The 16,522-nt window shown below is 41.3% G+C and carries 14 protein-coding genes; 12 read left to right on the forward strand and 2 right to left on the reverse strand.

All coding sequences use genetic code 11. From position 1 onward, the window contains the following. Window positions 1–13 precede the first annotated feature (13 nt). The 11 genes from ACSUPM_RS03860 to ACSUPM_RS03910 all read left to right on the forward strand — a co-directional run bounded on the left by ACSUPM_RS03860 (window position 14) and on the right by ACSUPM_RS03910 (window position 11,501). Complete coding sequence (locus ACSUPM_RS03860) at window positions 14–1,054, forward strand: EpsG family protein (RefSeq protein ID WP_436880213.1); 1,041 nt, start codon at window positions 14–16, stop codon at window positions 1,052–1,054. Further along, entirely contained in the window at window positions 1,054–1,950 is an 897-nt protein-coding gene (locus ACSUPM_RS03865) for a glycosyltransferase family 2 protein (protein WP_436880214.1), read from the forward strand. The genes ACSUPM_RS03860 and ACSUPM_RS03865 overlap by 1 nt, the downstream gene beginning before the upstream one ends. After that, window positions 1,947–3,068, forward strand: coding sequence for a glycosyltransferase (locus ACSUPM_RS03870; protein WP_436880215.1), 1,122 nt, complete (start codon window positions 1,947–1,949; stop codon window positions 3,066–3,068). Before ACSUPM_RS03865 ends, ACSUPM_RS03870 begins: the two co-directional genes overlap by 4 nt. A gap of 389 nt (window positions 3,069–3,457) precedes the next feature. Further along, complete coding sequence (locus ACSUPM_RS03875; RefSeq protein WP_436880216.1) at window positions 3,458–4,240, forward strand: TauD/TfdA family dioxygenase; 783 nt, start codon at window positions 3,458–3,460, stop codon at window positions 4,238–4,240. Next, window positions 4,237–4,965: a hypothetical protein gene (locus tag ACSUPM_RS03880; protein ID WP_436880217.1), complete on the forward strand. Its 729-nt coding sequence runs from the start codon at window positions 4,237–4,239 to the stop codon at window positions 4,963–4,965. Before ACSUPM_RS03875 ends, ACSUPM_RS03880 begins: the two co-directional genes overlap by 4 nt. Further along, window positions 4,958–5,560: a sugar transferase gene (locus ACSUPM_RS03885; RefSeq protein WP_436880218.1), complete on the forward strand. Its 603-nt coding sequence runs from the start codon at window positions 4,958–4,960 to the stop codon at window positions 5,558–5,560. The genes ACSUPM_RS03880 and ACSUPM_RS03885 overlap by 8 nt, the downstream gene beginning before the upstream one ends. After that, complete coding sequence (locus tag ACSUPM_RS03890; RefSeq protein ID WP_436880219.1) at window positions 5,550–6,083, forward strand: acyltransferase; 534 nt, start codon at window positions 5,550–5,552, stop codon at window positions 6,081–6,083. The genes ACSUPM_RS03885 and ACSUPM_RS03890 overlap by 11 nt, the downstream gene beginning before the upstream one ends. Window positions 6,084–6,102: 19 nt before the next feature. After that, the gene (locus ACSUPM_RS03895; RefSeq protein ID WP_436880220.1) at window positions 6,103–6,528 is read left to right on the forward strand and encodes a MaoC family dehydratase; all 426 of its coding nucleotides are present in this window, start codon (window positions 6,103–6,105) and stop codon (window positions 6,526–6,528) included. 31 nt (window positions 6,529–6,559) lie between these two features. Further along, window positions 6,560–7,756: a DegT/DnrJ/EryC1/StrS family aminotransferase gene (locus ACSUPM_RS03900; protein ID WP_436880221.1), complete on the forward strand. Its 1,197-nt coding sequence runs from the start codon at window positions 6,560–6,562 to the stop codon at window positions 7,754–7,756. 129 nt (window positions 7,757–7,885) lie between these two features. Beyond that, window positions 7,886–9,328, forward strand: a complete 1,443-nt coding sequence (locus ACSUPM_RS03905) for a capsule assembly Wzi family protein (RefSeq protein ID WP_436880222.1) — start codon at window positions 7,886–7,888, stop codon at window positions 9,326–9,328. Between the two features lie 547 nt (window positions 9,329–9,875). After that, window positions 9,876–11,501, forward strand: a complete 1,626-nt coding sequence (locus tag ACSUPM_RS03910; RefSeq protein WP_201575430.1) for a long-chain-fatty-acid--CoA ligase — start codon at window positions 9,876–9,878, stop codon at window positions 11,499–11,501. A 56-nt stretch (window positions 11,502–11,557) separates the two neighbouring features. Here the strand turns inward: ACSUPM_RS03910 and ACSUPM_RS03915 are convergent, their stop codons facing one another. Together ACSUPM_RS03915 and ACSUPM_RS03920 are read right to left on the reverse strand one after the other, a co-directional pair. Next, complete coding sequence (locus ACSUPM_RS03915) at window positions 11,558–12,301, reverse strand: siderophore-interacting protein (RefSeq protein ID WP_025653139.1); 744 nt, start codon at window positions 12,299–12,301, stop codon at window positions 11,558–11,560. A gap of 105 nt (window positions 12,302–12,406) precedes the next feature. Beyond that, window positions 12,407–14,614: a TonB-dependent siderophore receptor gene (locus tag ACSUPM_RS03920; protein ID WP_025653140.1), complete on the reverse strand. Its 2,208-nt coding sequence runs from the start codon at window positions 14,612–14,614 to the stop codon at window positions 12,407–12,409. A gap of 379 nt (window positions 14,615–14,993) precedes the next feature. On the opposite strand from ACSUPM_RS03920, the gene ACSUPM_RS03925 reads away from it, so the two are divergent. Next, entirely contained in the window at window positions 14,994–16,511 is a 1,518-nt protein-coding gene (locus tag ACSUPM_RS03925) for a PepSY-associated TM helix domain-containing protein (protein ID WP_436880223.1), read from the forward strand. Window positions 16,512–16,522 lie beyond the last annotated feature (11 nt).

Below are 16,522 nucleotides of genomic sequence, written 5' to 3' on the forward strand. Positions count from 1 at the left end.
TACAGAGAGATAAATGTTACCCTATCTGATACTTCTTACTTTCGTGATGTTTTGGATAGCTATAGAACATAGAGCTCTTCATCGTCGAGCTTTTTGGATTCCCTTACTGTCATTATCTTTGTTTGCTGGAGTACGTAGCTATCGTGTGGGCACAGACTCAGGTAACTATGCGAGTAAATTTAGGAACGAGCTAAACGTCTATTATTTTCAATTTAATGAGAGCGTTGAAATTGGATATCAAACATTAGAATATGCTCTGTTAAGCGTAACTAAAAACTATTTTTGGCTATTTTTTGTTACTGCATTGATTGTCGTTTTTTGCTATCTAAGAGTCATTAAAAAATACAGTGTTAATTACTGGTTCTCTGTTTTTCTGTTTGTAACTTTAGGGTATTACACCTTTTTCTTTAATGGTTTGCGTCAAGGTATAGCGATGGCGATATTTACAATCGCTTTACCTTTCTTGCTTGAAAAAAAGATTTTTCTATATTTAATAGTATGTTTTATTGCCTCTTTATTTCATATTTCAGCTTTATTTATGATTCCTTTTTACTTTATAATAAATCTAAGAATAAAGCCATCTTACAAGATAGTAGGTACTTTCTTAGGCTCGCTACTTACAAGTAGGTTTGCGGTTTCTTATGTTGCAGAAACTAACGAAAGATATGAAGGTTATACCCAAGTATCTGAGTCTGCGGGTGGTTATTTGACACTAGGATTTCAAGTAATCCTAGTACTATTTGTTTACTCCATTATTTATATTTATAAAATAAAAGATAAGCAGTTTTTAAAATTATTTACTTTTTATGCTGCAGGGGTCTTATTTGTAATCCCTTTAACACTCTTAGGTACTACCCCTTCAGGGCCGCAGCGCCTTTTGAGTTACTTTACATGGACATTGGTTCTAATATTGCCTTTCATTTTTAAGAGGTTGAACAATGCATACGCTTATATTGTTGCCATTGTTTTATTCTTAATTTATTTTGTATTAACAACCTCAAGGTTTTCCAACTTGACTCCTTACATTATCAACCCCATTTTCGAGATTTTTTAATGAATGAATCTACTTATGTAACAATTGGAATACCTTTTTATAATGCTGAAAAATATCTAGAAGGGGCTATATGTTCTGTTCTAGCTCAAACCCATACTTCTTGGGAGTTAATATTAGTAGATGATGGCTCAACGGATCAGTCTTTAGAGATTGCAAAAGCATATGCCAAAAAAGAAAATCGAATTAAAGTTTTGTCTGATGATAGGAATAAGAAATTAGCTAGCAGACTAAATCAAATTATTGATGAAGCTAAATATGATTTCATTGCGCGTATGGACGCTGATGATCTCATGAGTTCTAGTCGCTTACAAAAACAAATCCATTATTTGCATCAAAATCTAAATATAGATTTGGTGAGTACCGGTGTCTTATCTTTGGATAATAACCTGACACTAGTAGGTTATCGCAACACACCTTCTAACAAAATAATCACTAAAGTTGATGCTATTGTGGGATCAACGGGTATTATACACGCTTCAATACTAGCTAGAAAGTCATGGTATGAAAGGAACCGCTATAATGAAAATAGTTTTTTAGCACAAGATTATGAATTGTGGCTAAATGCATTTATCAATAACGATTTAAAAGCAGGATTCATCGAAGAACAACTTTATTATTATCGTGAAGAACAGAATATTACTTTGGAAAAAATTTTGAAAGCTCATAATACTCAGATAAAAACTATTAATCATCTTTCTAATAACTTTCTTTCGCTATCTGAAAAACTAAAATATATTTCCAAAATAAAAGCTAAATCTATTGTTGCTAAAGGATTGTTCCTCTTCAGTTTGGATAGTCTATTGCATAAGCGTAGAGTTCAAACAGAAAATATAGAAGAGTTGGAGACTCTACTTAATAATGAGTTGAGTTTAATTAACGGTGAGAAGCGGATATGAAGAAAAAAATAGCATTGATAGTATCTTCTCCAATGACATTTAAAGCTTTTTATAAAAATCATATAGAGAAGCTACAAGAGAAGTATGATGTAACTTTAATTGCTAACTTTGAGCAGCCTGAGCCAATATTTGATGGAGTAAAGCAGATAGCTTTAAATCTTGAAAGAAAGCCTTCCGTGTTTAGTGACCTTAAATCATTAAAAGAAATGATTAAAATTTTTAGAACGGAAAAATTCATCCTCGTACACTCTACTACTCCCAAAGCTGGATTTATTACACAAATTGCAGGCTTTTTAACAGGCACTAAGTTTCGTCTACATATATTTACAGGTCAAGTTTGGGCCAGTCAGTCTGGTCTTAAACGTCAAGCCTTAAAAAAAGTAGATGTTGCTATCGCCTCTCTAGCAACTCATTTACTAGCTGATAGCGAGAGTCAAGTAGAGTTTCTCATCAAAGAATCTATACCTGTAAAATCCAAAATTAAAGTTTTGGGAAATGGTTCGATTTCTGGCGTTGATCTAAATAAATTTACTCCGAAAGATTCTAATGATTTGAAGGGTAATCTAAATTTAAAAGATAAAGTTTTTATTTTTCTATTTATTGGTCGTTTAAATAAAGATAAAGGTATTTTTGATTTAATAGAAAGCTTCGAGATCGTTCATAGTAGGCATCCTCAAGCTGCCCTATTAATTGTAGGCTCAGATGAGGAAAATATACTGCCCTTTATTCAAAACCACGCCCTCTATAATAAAAGTATTTTCTATCACGAAGCCACCCCACAGCCTCAAGACTTCATGGCAATGGCTGATGTGCTGTGTTTACCATCTTATAGAGAAGGTTTTGGCACTGTAATTATTGAAGCTTCAGCGTGTGGTACGCCAAGCATTGGATCTAGAATATATGGACTGAGTGATGCAATTGAGGATGGAAAAAGTGGCTATTTATTTACGGTTGGTAGCGTTGAGGACTTAGCAGAAAAGATGATATTTAGTATTGAAAATACTAAAAAGTTACAGGAAGTATCTAAATATGGAATGCAGAGAGTACAGGAAGAGTTTTCAGATGGATTGTCTTCTGAGCTTCTATTAGGTTATTATCACTCGATACTAGCAGACTAGGATGATAAAGTGACTTTTTACTATCTCTATAATAAATATTATTTGTAACTATTTAGGATAGCGTAGTGAGAAAGAGTAAGCTAAGTTAGTACAAGTAGATTGGTTTGATTAGGTTGTTTTTCAGGTTTTACAGCTACAACATCAACAAGCTTATTTGGCATGAATAAAACCATAGCAACAAGCCACCATTGCCATAGGCTACGGCTACTAAGTTACGAGAATAGCCAAGACTGTCTAATATATTCAGAAATGAGTTCGTAATAATATTTCCATACTTTTAACTTTATATAAGATACAGCTTTAAAGGTATATCTATGCAAACAAGATTATTATAAAACTAATTCAGATTCTCTTATCTTGTATAACCCATGCATTCAGGAGCTAATATTATGTTTAAAAATATATCTATTGACCCACATAGCCCAAGCCAAGGTTGTAGAGACTTACTATCAGCTTGGAATGAAGAGACTACCAAAGTAGTGGTTTTAGATCCAATATCTCCAGTTTCAGATGTCAGAGAGTTTTATGACTCTCTTTTTCCGCAGATTGGAACCGTAGCCCCATTTGCTGAAGATGCTACTATTGGTGATAGAAGCTCACAGCGCACAGGCGAGGCGTGGATGGAGATTCGTTATGACCCAAAAATAAAGAATGCTTATCGTCACTCTTCGGAAGCTCAGCCACTACATACCGATGGCAGTTATATACCAGACTTTCCAAATTCAAGCCTACTATGCTGCGTTACCAACGCAGGTGAAGGTGGTGAGACTGTTTTTATAAATGGTAGTGATGTTGTCAAAGCATTAGAAAAAGAAGCACCAGAACTGCTTGCTTATTTAACTTCCAATGTAATGCCACATGCACGCTCAGGTGACAGTAGATTCGATAAAGTTATTCATAAAGAAGGTAATATTTGGAAGGTCAATTGGAATTATTACTGCGTAGATGAAAAGGCAAGTCAACAGGCTAAAGAGGTTGTAGAGGGTTTTCATAACTTTTTAAAACAAAGCCCTATTATCCTAGAAAGCTTGCTCGAAGTTAAACTAAAGCCTGGTCAAGCGATATTATGGAAAGATAATGAAGTACTCCATGGACGAAATTCATTTTCTGCCACTATGGAAAGCGAAAGGTTTATATGGAAGTGTGCTTTTGATGTAGGGAACTTTTCATGAGTCCAGTTATTTTCGGCTCAATGAGAATGGATGAAAGTAAAGGGAATGAGGATTATTGGGCTGAACTGCTCTATGCAGCATACTATGCTGGTATAGACACCGTACACTCCTCTTCAGAATATGAGTCTTTTCCTTTGCTGATAAAGACATTGAAAAAGCTCGCTTTGATAGACAAAAAAGTGAAGTTTAAGCATGTCGTGAAGCTAGCTGAGCCTCACTTTTCTGATTCAGAGTACAGTAGTGAAAGATTAAAAGAAAAACTAAATGATTATCTTACTAAATTGCAGGTAGAGAGGTTAGAGGCAATTCAGTGGATGTGGCGTAGTAATTTGCCAGATTCAAAAAGAATAGAAAGTTTTTTAGATCATCATAAAAAAATACGTCTTGACCTTGAAATTTTAAAGCAAGAAAACCTGATTAGTAGCGCGCTGTGTTTCCCTTATTCAGTTGAATTTATGAAAGAAGCTCTAAGGCTTCAAGTATTTGATGGGTTTTGTGTCTACAGAAATCCGAAAGAGTTAGAGTATGATGATATTCTCAAGGAATGTGATAGACAGACTGTCATCAGTATTAGGCCTTTTGCCGCTGACAAAAGGCTAATAAGCTCTGAGGGTCCCATTCATTTACTAGACTATAATTTTGCAGATTCTGCTATTAGTAATACTATTCTGTCTATATCTTCTTTATCTCAACTTAATGAAATCAAAGGGTTTTTAAATGTTTAAAAGAGTTTTTGATCTTGTACTAGTTTTGGGGACTCTACCTATTTGGTCTTGCATACTTATAGTAGCCTCCTTTGTCGCTTGGCTCGACCTAAAATCTTCACCTTTTTTCTTTCAAAAAAGAGGGGGTAAGGACGGTAAAGTGATTACTGTCTATAAACTAAAGACGATGACCGACGAAAAGGACAAAGACGGAAAATTGCTTGAGGATGAATATCGTATTACTAGAATCGGTAACTTGTTTAGGAAACTTAGCCTCGACGAGTTACCCAGCCTTATCAATGTATTAAAAGGTGATATGAGCCTGGTCGGACCTCGTCCTTTGCTTGAAGAGTATTTGCCATTATATAGTAACGAGCAGGCTCGACGTCATAATGTACGCCCAGGCGTTACAGGATATGCGCAAGTTAATGGGCGTAATACTATTGGTTGGGACAAGAAATTTAAGCTCGATACGTGGTATGTCGATAACCAATCATTATGGTTAGATATTAAAATATTGCTTAAAACAGTAGGTAAAGTAGTATCTCGTGATGATATTAATGAAGCTGGTCAAGCAACTGCAACTCCGTTTAAAGGAAGTAGTAATGAGCTATAAAATATATGATGGTGCGAAAATAATAAATAGAGACAATTTAACCATAGGTCACAACTCTCAAATTGATGATTTTGTGTTTTTTAATTGCGGTGAAGAAAGTGTTTTAGGTAGTTTCGTACATATTGCTTCATTTTGCAGTATTATCGGTGGTGGTAAGCTTTATATGGATGATTTTTCTGGCTTAAGTGCTGGTTGTAGAATTATCACCGGAAGCGATGATTTTTTAGGTGGAGGTCTTACGAACCCGACAGTACCAGATAAATATACTAACGTTAAAAAATCTACTGTGAGAATTGGTAAGCATGTTATTTTAGGTGCGAACGTTACGGTACTACCAGGTGTAACAATTGGAGAAGGTGCAGCCGTTGGAGCAGGAGCTTTGGTACGTAAAGACTTAGAGCCTTGGATAATCTATGTGGGATTAGATTGTAAACCTCTAAAAGCTAGACCTTCTGATAAAATGCTCTCATTAGAGAAGCAGCTTCTAGCTGATTTAGGGATTGATCTAGAGTCTATTCAATAATAACACTAGGTAACCTCTTATGTCTGAATATAAGTATATAAACGACATTACTGTCGGAATGAAAGTTAGTAATTCTCATTTAATTACAGATGAAAAGATTAGAGCATTTGCTACAATATCAGAGGATTACAATCCAATTCACTTAGATGAAGAGTATGCAAAAAATAGCAAGTTCGGTAGGCGTATAGCTCATGGAGCTATGATTACCAGTTTTTTTTCTGCCTTATTTGCGACGAACCTACCTGGACCAGGATCTATTTACGTTTCCCAAACCACTCAATTTAAAAAACCGGTTTTTATCAATGATACAGTATTTGTTGAAATTGAAGTTATGGATATAGATGTAGATAGAAAAAGAGTTTACTTTTTGACAAGTTGTTATGTGAATGAAATCTGTGTTTTAAATGGTAAAGCGGAAATCTATATTTCCCGAGTTAATAATTAGTAGTAATTTAGATCTAATCAGCGAGATACCTATGCTCAACACCCCATTTTCACCGTGGCCGAGCTTCACTCAAGCAGAAGCCGATGCCGTCAGTCAAGTATTGTTATCGAACAAAGTCAACTACTGGACAGGGCAAGAGTGCCGCCAGTTTGAGCAAGAGTTTGCGGACTGGTCAGACAGTGAGTATGCGATAGCAATGGGCAATGGTACCTTAGCATTAGATGTTGCGTTGCAAGCATTTGATATTGGCGCAGGCGATGAAGTCATCGTCACCCCGCGCACCTTTATTGCCAGTATCTCATCGGTCATTAATGCTGGAGCGACGCCTGTCTTTGCCGACGTTGATGAAGCAACGGGTAATATCACACCTGAGTCGATCGCGGCGGTATTGACGGATAAGACCAAAGGTATTGTGTGCGTACATTTGGCAGGCTGGCCTTGTGATATGGATGGCATCATGGCACTGGCAAATAAGCATAATCTATACGTGATAGAGGACTGCGCGCAGGCACATGGCGCGACCTACAAAGGTCGGAGTGTCGGTAGTATTGGTCATATCGGGGCGTGGAGCTTTTGCCAAGACAAGATCATGACCACGGGCGGTGAGGGTGGCATGGTCACTACCAATGACGAGCAGCTATGGCGCAAGATGTGGGCATACAAAGATCATGGCAAGAGCTACGCAGCGGTCTATGAAACAGAGCATCCACCCGGTTATCGTTGGTTGCATGAGAGCTTCGGTACTAACTGGCGTATGACAGAGATGCAAGGCGTGATCGGGCGTATTCAATTAGAGAGAATGAGCGATTGGACTGCCAAGCGCACTGCCAATGCCCAAGCGATATTAGATGCATGCGCTGGTTGGGAAGCAAAAGGCTATCTGTCGGTACCAAGGTTAGAGGAGACGCCTGAGTTTTCAGATTCTAAACACGCCTACTATAAACTCTACGTCTATGTACAGCCAGATAATCTACCTGATGGTTGGTCACGCGACCGTATTATTCAAGAGATCAATGATCAAGGTGTGCCTTGCTTCTCCGGCTCAGCCTCAGAGGTCTATTTAGAAAAAGCCTTTGATCATACAGGGTTACGCCCAGCGTCTAGATTGCCAGTCGCAAAGCAATTGGGTGAGACCAGCTTGATGTTTTTGGTTCATCCTACGCTTACAGCTGCTGAGATTGAACAAACCGTGCAGGCTATCGATAATGTGTTTGGCGCAATAGCTTAGGGTGTGTCCTCGATCCAAGCGCTTGTATCTAAATGGGCCAAAAATAACTAAATTTTGCCAAACATCGTCAAATAGCATGGCTAATCTAATCTTTATAGTCTAACCCCCATAATCTAAGAGTGACTAATTATGTATAAGAAGCTAAACGTTCTACTGGTTTTTGGCGTGTTATCAACCGCATCAATGCTGGCGTCAGCGCAGAATCTGTATGTCAATGATCTAAAGCTTAAAGCGGATCTCGATTGGCTAAATACGCAAGGCGTTACCCAGATCAGTACCAGTACTTGGCCATTGACCGCCAATGAGATTAAACGTGGGTTAGCGTCTGCCAATGCGCAGACAGCAGCGCAGCAGCAAGTACTGCTATCGATACAAAATAGGCTTAAGCAAAACCGCGACTCGCTCGTCAAAGCCTCTGCTGGATTATACCTACAGACAGATCGTAAGCAGCTGCCGCAAACGTTTGCAGACGATCAACTTGCTGGTCAACAAGCGACAGTAGGCGTATCGCTCAGCGAAGCGCAGTGGGAGTTTAACCTACAGGCCAATTTAAAGAACGATGAGCTGATCGATGATAGCTCCGATGTTAGCTTTGATGGAACCTATCTGGCGGGTAATGCCGCCAATCAGTGGCTGATAGCGGGCAAGATACCGACATGGTGGGGACCTGGACAAGACGGTAGTCTGATCCGAGGTGATGCCAGTTTGCCCGTCGCTGGTATTACCATGCAGCGTGATCAGCAAACAGCGCCTACATCGGACTATCTATCTTGGGTAGGCCCTTGGCAGTATCAGCTATTCGCCGGTCAGCTAGAGGATTATGACGCGGTACCAGATGCCAAGCTTTTTGGTGCGCGTCTGACTGCTAGCCCATGGCAGTGGCTGGAAGTGGGCGCTTCACGAACCTTTATGTGGGGCGGAGACGGCCGACCAGAGAGTTTTGGCTCCTTTACTGATGCGATATTAGGCACCAAAGATAATGGTGGGAACGACGGCGGAGATCCTGCCAATCAGTTGGGTGGTTTTGATGCTCAAGTAAAACTGTCTTCATTGGTAGGCATACCCGCCACTGTCTATGCACAGTATATTGGTGAAGATGAAGCAGGAGGGTTGCCAGCTAAGAACATGTATCTTGCTGGTGCTGATTACGCTGCTGATATGTACGGCAAGCCTTATCAGCTCTATGCTGAGTATGCTGATACCCGTACAAGTGGCGAATCAAGAGGCATATCTTACGATCATGTCAACTATACCGACGGCTATTATCAGCAAGGTTATCCGCTCGGGCATGCTTTGGGCGGCGATGCAGAAAGCATAGCGATAGGGGGTCGATTGTGGCTGGACAATCGCAATTTCGTTAATACAAAGCTACAGTATGCCAAGGTAAACCAAGCGGATGAAGCGATTAATCAGGCGTTTCCAACGTCTGATACGCTAAAGGTGATTGATGTCGCATGGGAGCATCAGCTACAGCCGCAAGCGCTGATAACCAGCAGACTGTGGGCAGTAGATTCTGATACCCAGTCAAGTGATATTGGTGTGGCCGTGGGCATAGAGCTGACAACCTATTAGGCTGTGTCGTCATTTTTAGCCTATTTTGCCGCTTTCGTTCAGATTGAAAATACACCCTAATTATTAAAAACAATAAGATTCAGTAATAAAAAATCGGTCTGCTAGTAGACCGATTTTTTGGTTTAGATACAGCGCTATTACAATAATAGATATAGTCAAAATAACCTAAAAACGCGACGGTATTGCTGATATCAATTTTTTGTGGCCTCTGTCTGCGCAGGCACAGCAAGCAAGAAAAATTGATATCAGTCATGCAACATAATGTCATACACCCATTTTATTTATTATTGGCTATATAAGGCAGAAGGAAATAAAAAGTGTTTGTATTCGATCAGTGCTCACTTAGTAAGCACTATTAAGAGGGTCGATAACTGATTGATTAAGAACGTTTACAACGGCTACTTTAGTGAGAAAGTAGTAAATATTTGTTATTGCTATTAAGTAAAATTAAAATCTTCTTAACCGTCTAGAGTCACGTATACTGAAAATGCTCCATATATAAAATATGCCCAAGGATGAGCACTAAAATCAATATAAGGATATTCAGATGTTAGGAAAAATGATGTATCAGCCGCTGCTGATTAGCAGCCTCATTGAGCACGCCGCCCAATATCATGGTGATACCGCTATCTTGTCAAAAGAAGTCAACGGCGAGATGACCAAGAGTGATTGGCTGACTGTCTCCAACAACTCAAAACGCTTGGCAAATGCACTACAAGCACTGGGGCTGAAGCCATCAGAGCGCATCGCAACCTTGGCATGGAACAATCGCCGTCACCTAGAAGCGTGGTACGCAATATCGGGTAGCGGTATGATTTGCCATACTATCAATCCCCGTCTATTCCCCGAGCAGCTTGCCTATATCATTAACGATGCGGATGATCAGACTTTGTTCTTCGACATTACTTTTTTGCCGCTGATTAGCGCCATTAAAGAGCATATCAAAGGCATTAAGCATTTTATTTACTTGGGCGATAGGGACGAAAAAGTCTTAGAGCAGTTGCCGAATGCTCTGTTCTTTGATGAATTGTTGGCAGATAATAGCCCTGATTTTGACTGGCCGCAGTTTGATGAAAAGCTGGCAAGCTCACTCTGTTATACCTCAGGGACGACAGGCAATCCCAAAGGCATCTTGTACTCTCATCGCTCCTCAGTCCTGCATGCGATGGCTTTGTGTATGCCGGATGTGTCCTCGTTATCTGCCCAAGATGTCTTGCTACCAGTCGTGCCGATGTTCCATGTCAACGCGTGGGGCACACCTTATGCCGCTGCTCTGACGGGCTGCTCTTTGATACTGCCTGGCCCCAATCTTGATGGAGACAGCTTGGTGTCTGTGATTGATGACTATAAAGTGACGGTGGCTTTGGGCGTGCCAACTATTTGGCAAAGTTTGCTAACCGCTGCCAAAAACAGAGGCAGTAAGCTGGACAGTATGACGCGTACGATCGTCGGCGGTGCAGCATGTCCGCCATCAGTTATCAAAACCTTTAGAGAAGACTTTAATTGTGATGCGATACATGGTTGGGGCATGACCGAGACCAGTCCACTTGGCACGATGAATCAGATAAAAGCCAAGCACAAATCACTCAGTAAAGAAGAGATTAACGAGCTGCGTAAATCGCAAGGTCGCCCTCCTTATGGTGTCAAGATACGTCTGATGGATACGGAACAAAAAGACCAGCCAGTTGCTGAAGATGGTGAGTCACAAGGGCGCTTGCAGATTCGCGGGCATTGGGTCATTGATGATTATTTCACTGAAAATAAAGATGCCATCACTGCCGATGGCTGGTTTGATACCGGTGATATCGCTACGATTGATGGCGATGGTTATATGAATATCCGTGACCGCTCAAAAGATTTGATCAAATCAGGAGGCGAGTGGATATCTTCTGTGGAACTAGAAAACATCGCTGTGGAGCACCCAGAGGTTAAGATGGCCGCAGCGATTGCAGCGACCCATAAGCAATGGGGCGAGCGTCCAGTGTTGATTGTCGTCAAAGAAGCGGATTCGGCAGTCGATGAAGCGCAAATTCTTGAGTTCTACCAAGGTAAAGTGGCCAGTTGGCAAATACCTGACAAAGTCGTCTTTGTCGATAATATCGTGCTCAACGGCGCAGGGAAAATGATGAAAAATAACTTACGTGATGAGCATGGTGATGTCTTGCTTGCTTAATCATATTTTTTATGAAAAAGTCCGCAAATAAGCGGACTTTTTTTATTTAACGTGCTTTATTCTAGACTTTCGGCATCATTGCGTTTCACAATTTTATGCTGATCTTCTGTGCTATCGACTTTCCAGTAGCTGGATATGTATAAATGCGTTTTTGGTATTGGACGCTCTACTTTAAAGTATTGACGTAGGGCGCGCATACTATGGAATTCACATGCCGCCCAGACCGCAGGTTGCCCTGCTAGCCAAGTAAGCGTTTTAGTATGTTCAAGTAATGGGCTGCTTTCTGCATTTGGATGTGCGTTTATTACCCAATGAATGTCAACGTTGTCTGGTTTTTTAAGTAGTTGCTTATCTGCTTCAGTGCTCACCTCAAGGACTGCATAGCCGCGTGCGTCCGCAGGTAGTTGGGCAAGATTGACGGTAATCGCCGGCAGCGCTGTCATGTCACCGATCAATAAAAACCACTCTGCCTCATTATTAATCAGCTTCTTTGGTCCAGGGCCGCCTACCCATATTTGCTCACCCACTTGGGCGTTACGTGCCCATGTTGAAGCAGGGCCTTCTGTCTCATGCAGCGCAAAATCGACATCTATCTCATTATCACGCTGGGCGCTGACAGTATAGGTGCGCATCAATGGTCGAGTGTCATCGCCTTGAGAAAACATCAGCTTGATATAAGCACTTTCTTGATCTGCTGGAAAATCAGTCAGTTCAGCACCGCCAAATGTGACGCGGCACATATGTGGCGTGATGTATTTGGTCTGAATGACTTCAAGCAATCTTGGATTGGGTTTTGCCATTTTAATACTTCCTTTCATTCCATTGTTTAATACCATAATGCATCATTCGAGAGAAAGCCAATCTATAAGACTGACATTCTCTGGTAATTGTAAGTCCTACATTGCCTAAAAATGGGCTTTTAGGCTGACGGACATTTGGCGTTCAGACCCCATCCAGCAGTTATTAATATCATAACAAGCGCCGACGTAGGTCTTATCAAACAGATTGTTGATACTCGCGCCGACAGTGAGCATCGGATTGATTTGATAATTGCCGCCGATATCTACCAAAGTCACGCTTGGCAGCGCATCTGAATTTTGTTTGTCAAGTTGCATACCGCCTTCATAGCGCACGCCAGCATTGAGTGTCAGTTTGTCTGTGGCGTAATAGTCTGTCCAAAGTGTGGCTTTATGCTTTGCCGTTTGTGCTGGGGTGTTGCCGATCACATCAGGGTTGAATTCATCCTCTGTAATCTCAGCATCGGTATAGCTGTAGCTTGCATTGATATCTACCCAGTCATTGAGCATGTGGCTGCCTGAAACTTCAAACCCTTTGGACGTAATTTCACCCGTTTGTGTTTGACTTCTATAGTTGATTTCGTCAGCCACCACTACATTTTTTTGGGTGATATCAAATACTGCTAATGTCCCTTGTGTGGCGCGATCGGCGGAGAGATATTTGACACCAGCTTCTAGTTGATCGGCGGTGGTGGGTCTGAAGGCTTCATTGGTAATGAAATTACTGCCAACGACTGGCTGAAAAGACTGAGAATAGCTGGCATAAGGCGATAGTCCATTATCAAAGTCATAGATAGCTGCGAGACGACCACTGGTTTTCGAGGCATCATTGTCAATAGTTTGATCACTATAGATGGCACCTTCAGAAGCCTTTGTCTGCTTAGTGATACTATCAAAATTATCGTGACGTAAGCCGGCTACTATCGTCAAATCTTGCCATTTCATCTCATCCTGTACATAAAACCCAAGCTGGCTTTGTTCGATGTCTTCATCTTGACGATAAGCGTCTAAAGGCAACATATCGGCATTGATTTTCGAAAAATCTGGGTTAGACAAATCAAGGTTTGGCGTGCCGTCCGCGCCAGCATCATAATAGGTGGCGGTGCTGTCTGTTTCTTGATACTCAATACCAAATAACAGGTTATGGGAGGTATTGGTAGTATCCAGCTGATAAGCAAGCTGATTGTCAGTGGTCCAGTTGTTCATACTTTCATCAGTGGTGTAGGCCACACGGTTTAGTATTTTGTCACTGCCGCTTACAAACCCGCTGTTGTACATATTACGCTGCTGCGCGTCGGCATCGGTATAGCGCAGAATGTGCTTGAACGTCAACTTATCATTGATGTCCCAGTTCACTGTGACACTGGGCATGAATACTTCTTTGCTAAAGCGATTCCATTTGTCACCCGCATAAGCATCACTGCTCAGTTTTCCATAGCTGGCATTATAGACAGTGCCAACGGCAGGTAGCGGAGTGGAGGGCACCATCTCTGGATCATCTTGATAAAACAGATTGGCAAGGACGGACACATCCTCTGTAGGTTGCCAGTCCAATGACGGATTGATCAGCGTGCGTTCTTCTTCTGTGGTCTGCATCTGCCCATCTTTTTTGCGTTTTAATGCCACTAGACGATAATTTAGCGTGTCTGAGATAGGTCCTGTGGTATCGACAGCCACTTCTTTTAAGTCTTGATTGCCGAGTCGCAGCTGCACTTCAGACGCTTGGGTGCTTTTGGGGGTTTTAGCGACTTGATTGACCATGCCACCTGGGGATGCATAACCATAAAGCGAGGATGCTGGTCCTTTTACCATTTCGACTGCTTCTGTTGCGTAAATATCGACTTGTGGCATCAGGTTCCAAGCACCATCGTAGGGCAGTCTTAAGCCATCATAAAAATTGGAGTAAGTTTTAAAACCGCGAATGTTGTATTCGTCAAAGATCGATACGGTACCGCGACTTTCAGCACTCACCCCTGGCTCATAACGTAATGCAGCATTGACACTGTCTGCTTGGCGTTTTTGCAGTAATGCTTGATCGATTCTTGTATAGCTCATGGGCGCATCATTGGGATCTAATGCAGTTTTTGTACCTGTACTGCGATAGCTGTCGGCATAGACAGTAATGCTATCTAAGATGGCTGATGGTGTCGCAGTCTCATCAACATCATTATCAACGTCGTTCTCTACACTATTTTCGATGTTATTCGGTATCGTCTCAGCGTAAGCGGCGTGACTCAGACCCATTGCCAATCCCAGTTGCACGGCGAGTGTTAAACGTTTTTGACGAATGGATGTAGACGTTGAGATAAAACGCATCATAGCTCCTATAAATTATTATGAAATACTAAAAATTAAAAAAGGAATAATAACATTAATGATTATCATTATCATAAAAAATTTACAAATAAAGAGTTTTTGGAGATATTGTATGCAATAGAGCGATGCATACATCGTCAAAATGTATTGTATGTATGCTCTAAATTGGTGTGAGTCAAACAGATTTATATAGACTAAAAATATCTAATATGATGATAATTTCTTACTATAAACGATGGTGTTTAAATCGGTTTCCTCGTATGATACAGCCGTCTATTTGAAATCAACTTTGAGATCAATAAGTGGACAGGATTTATTAAAATTCTTGATAGATTTAGGTTATTCATTGAGCAACCAGAGATTGTTAAAGGTCATATTTATGAACAGAGGCACCCATCAACCAACTAACAATCAACGCTATTTTACGGTATGGCGCTGGCATTTTTATGCAGGCATGTTTGTCGCTCCTTTTTTAGTTATTTTGGCGTGTACAGGGCTTGGGATGATACTCATGTCTAACACCTCAGGGCGAGACAATGACCGTGTGACTGTGCCTACCCCAGAGTCGATGGTGCAAGCACCTGTCGCTACCCAAGCCCCTATCTCCACTCAAGCTAAGAACGCGCTCAACACGCTGCCCGATAGCACATTGGTAAAATACATTGCTCCTCGTGAGAACAATACGGTGGCCTTGTTTCAGGTGGTGTCAGAAGGGCATGACAATATGGTGTCGGTGAATCCTTACACGGCCGATATTGTTGACAGCATACCTACTAATAGTAGTTTGTATAACACTTTTGATGCTATTCATAGTGATTTGCTATTGGGTAAAGTCGGTGACTATATCCAAGAAACCACGGCCTCCTTGACTATTTTAATGATTTTAACGGGATGGTATCTGTGGTGGAAAAAACGTAAATCTTTCAAAGCCATGTTGGTTCCTGATGACAATACCACGCTGAAGAAAAAACGCCCATTTTTTCGAACCATCCATGCGACGCTAGGCAGTTGGATATCTATTGTGTTGTTATTTTTCTGCATTTCAGGCATGGCGTGGGCTGGTATTTGGGGCGAGCGAGTCGTGCAGGCATGGAGCCAATTTCCCGCAGGTAAGTGGGGCGTTGCGCCCATACCGCTTTCAATTGACCCCAGCCATAAACACCATGCTGGTATGGATATGACTAACGCCGCGCCGCACGTTCATGGTGCCACGCCAGCCGTGGCTCCCACACATGGTGATGTATTAAACACGGGCAGTACCAAAGATGTACCTTGGGTGCTTGAGTTGACACCGATGCCCGTATCAGGGACGACCATGGGTAAGAATGGTATCGCGCCAAATATACCTATTATGATTGATACGGTGGATCGCTTTGTCCGTGAAATTGGTTTTGAAGGACGTTATCAGATGAATCTACCTCAAGGCTCGACTGGGGTATGGACGATTAGCCAAGATTCCATGAGCTACGATATGAAGAGCCCAACCGCGGATCGTACCGTACATATCGATCGTTATTCGGGTAAGGTTTTAGCAGACATTCGCTTTAATGATTACAATCCCTTTGGCAAATTCATGGCAGCAGGTGCCGCTATTCATATGGGTACGCTGGGATTATGGAGCGTGCTTGCCAACGTTTTATTTTGCCTATCGGTCATTGCTATTTCTGTGAGCGGTTATGTTATGTGGTGGCAACGCCGTCCACGTCATTCCAGTGAAAAAGTGGGGCTAAACCCACCAGCACGCAGTCAAAGTTTTTCTATCTGGTGGCCGTTTGCAATTCCCTTACTGCTTGTGTCTATTATTTTTCCAACCGCAATTATTGCTATTATCGTCATCGGATTATTAGATTTTCTATTAATATCGCGTGTTGGATTTTTACAGAAGCTATTAAAATAAAAGAGAAGTTC

This window comes from Psychrobacter okhotskensis, from assembly GCF_965638355.1.
Classification (GTDB): Bacteria; Pseudomonadota; Gammaproteobacteria; order Pseudomonadales; family Moraxellaceae; genus Psychrobacter; species Psychrobacter okhotskensis.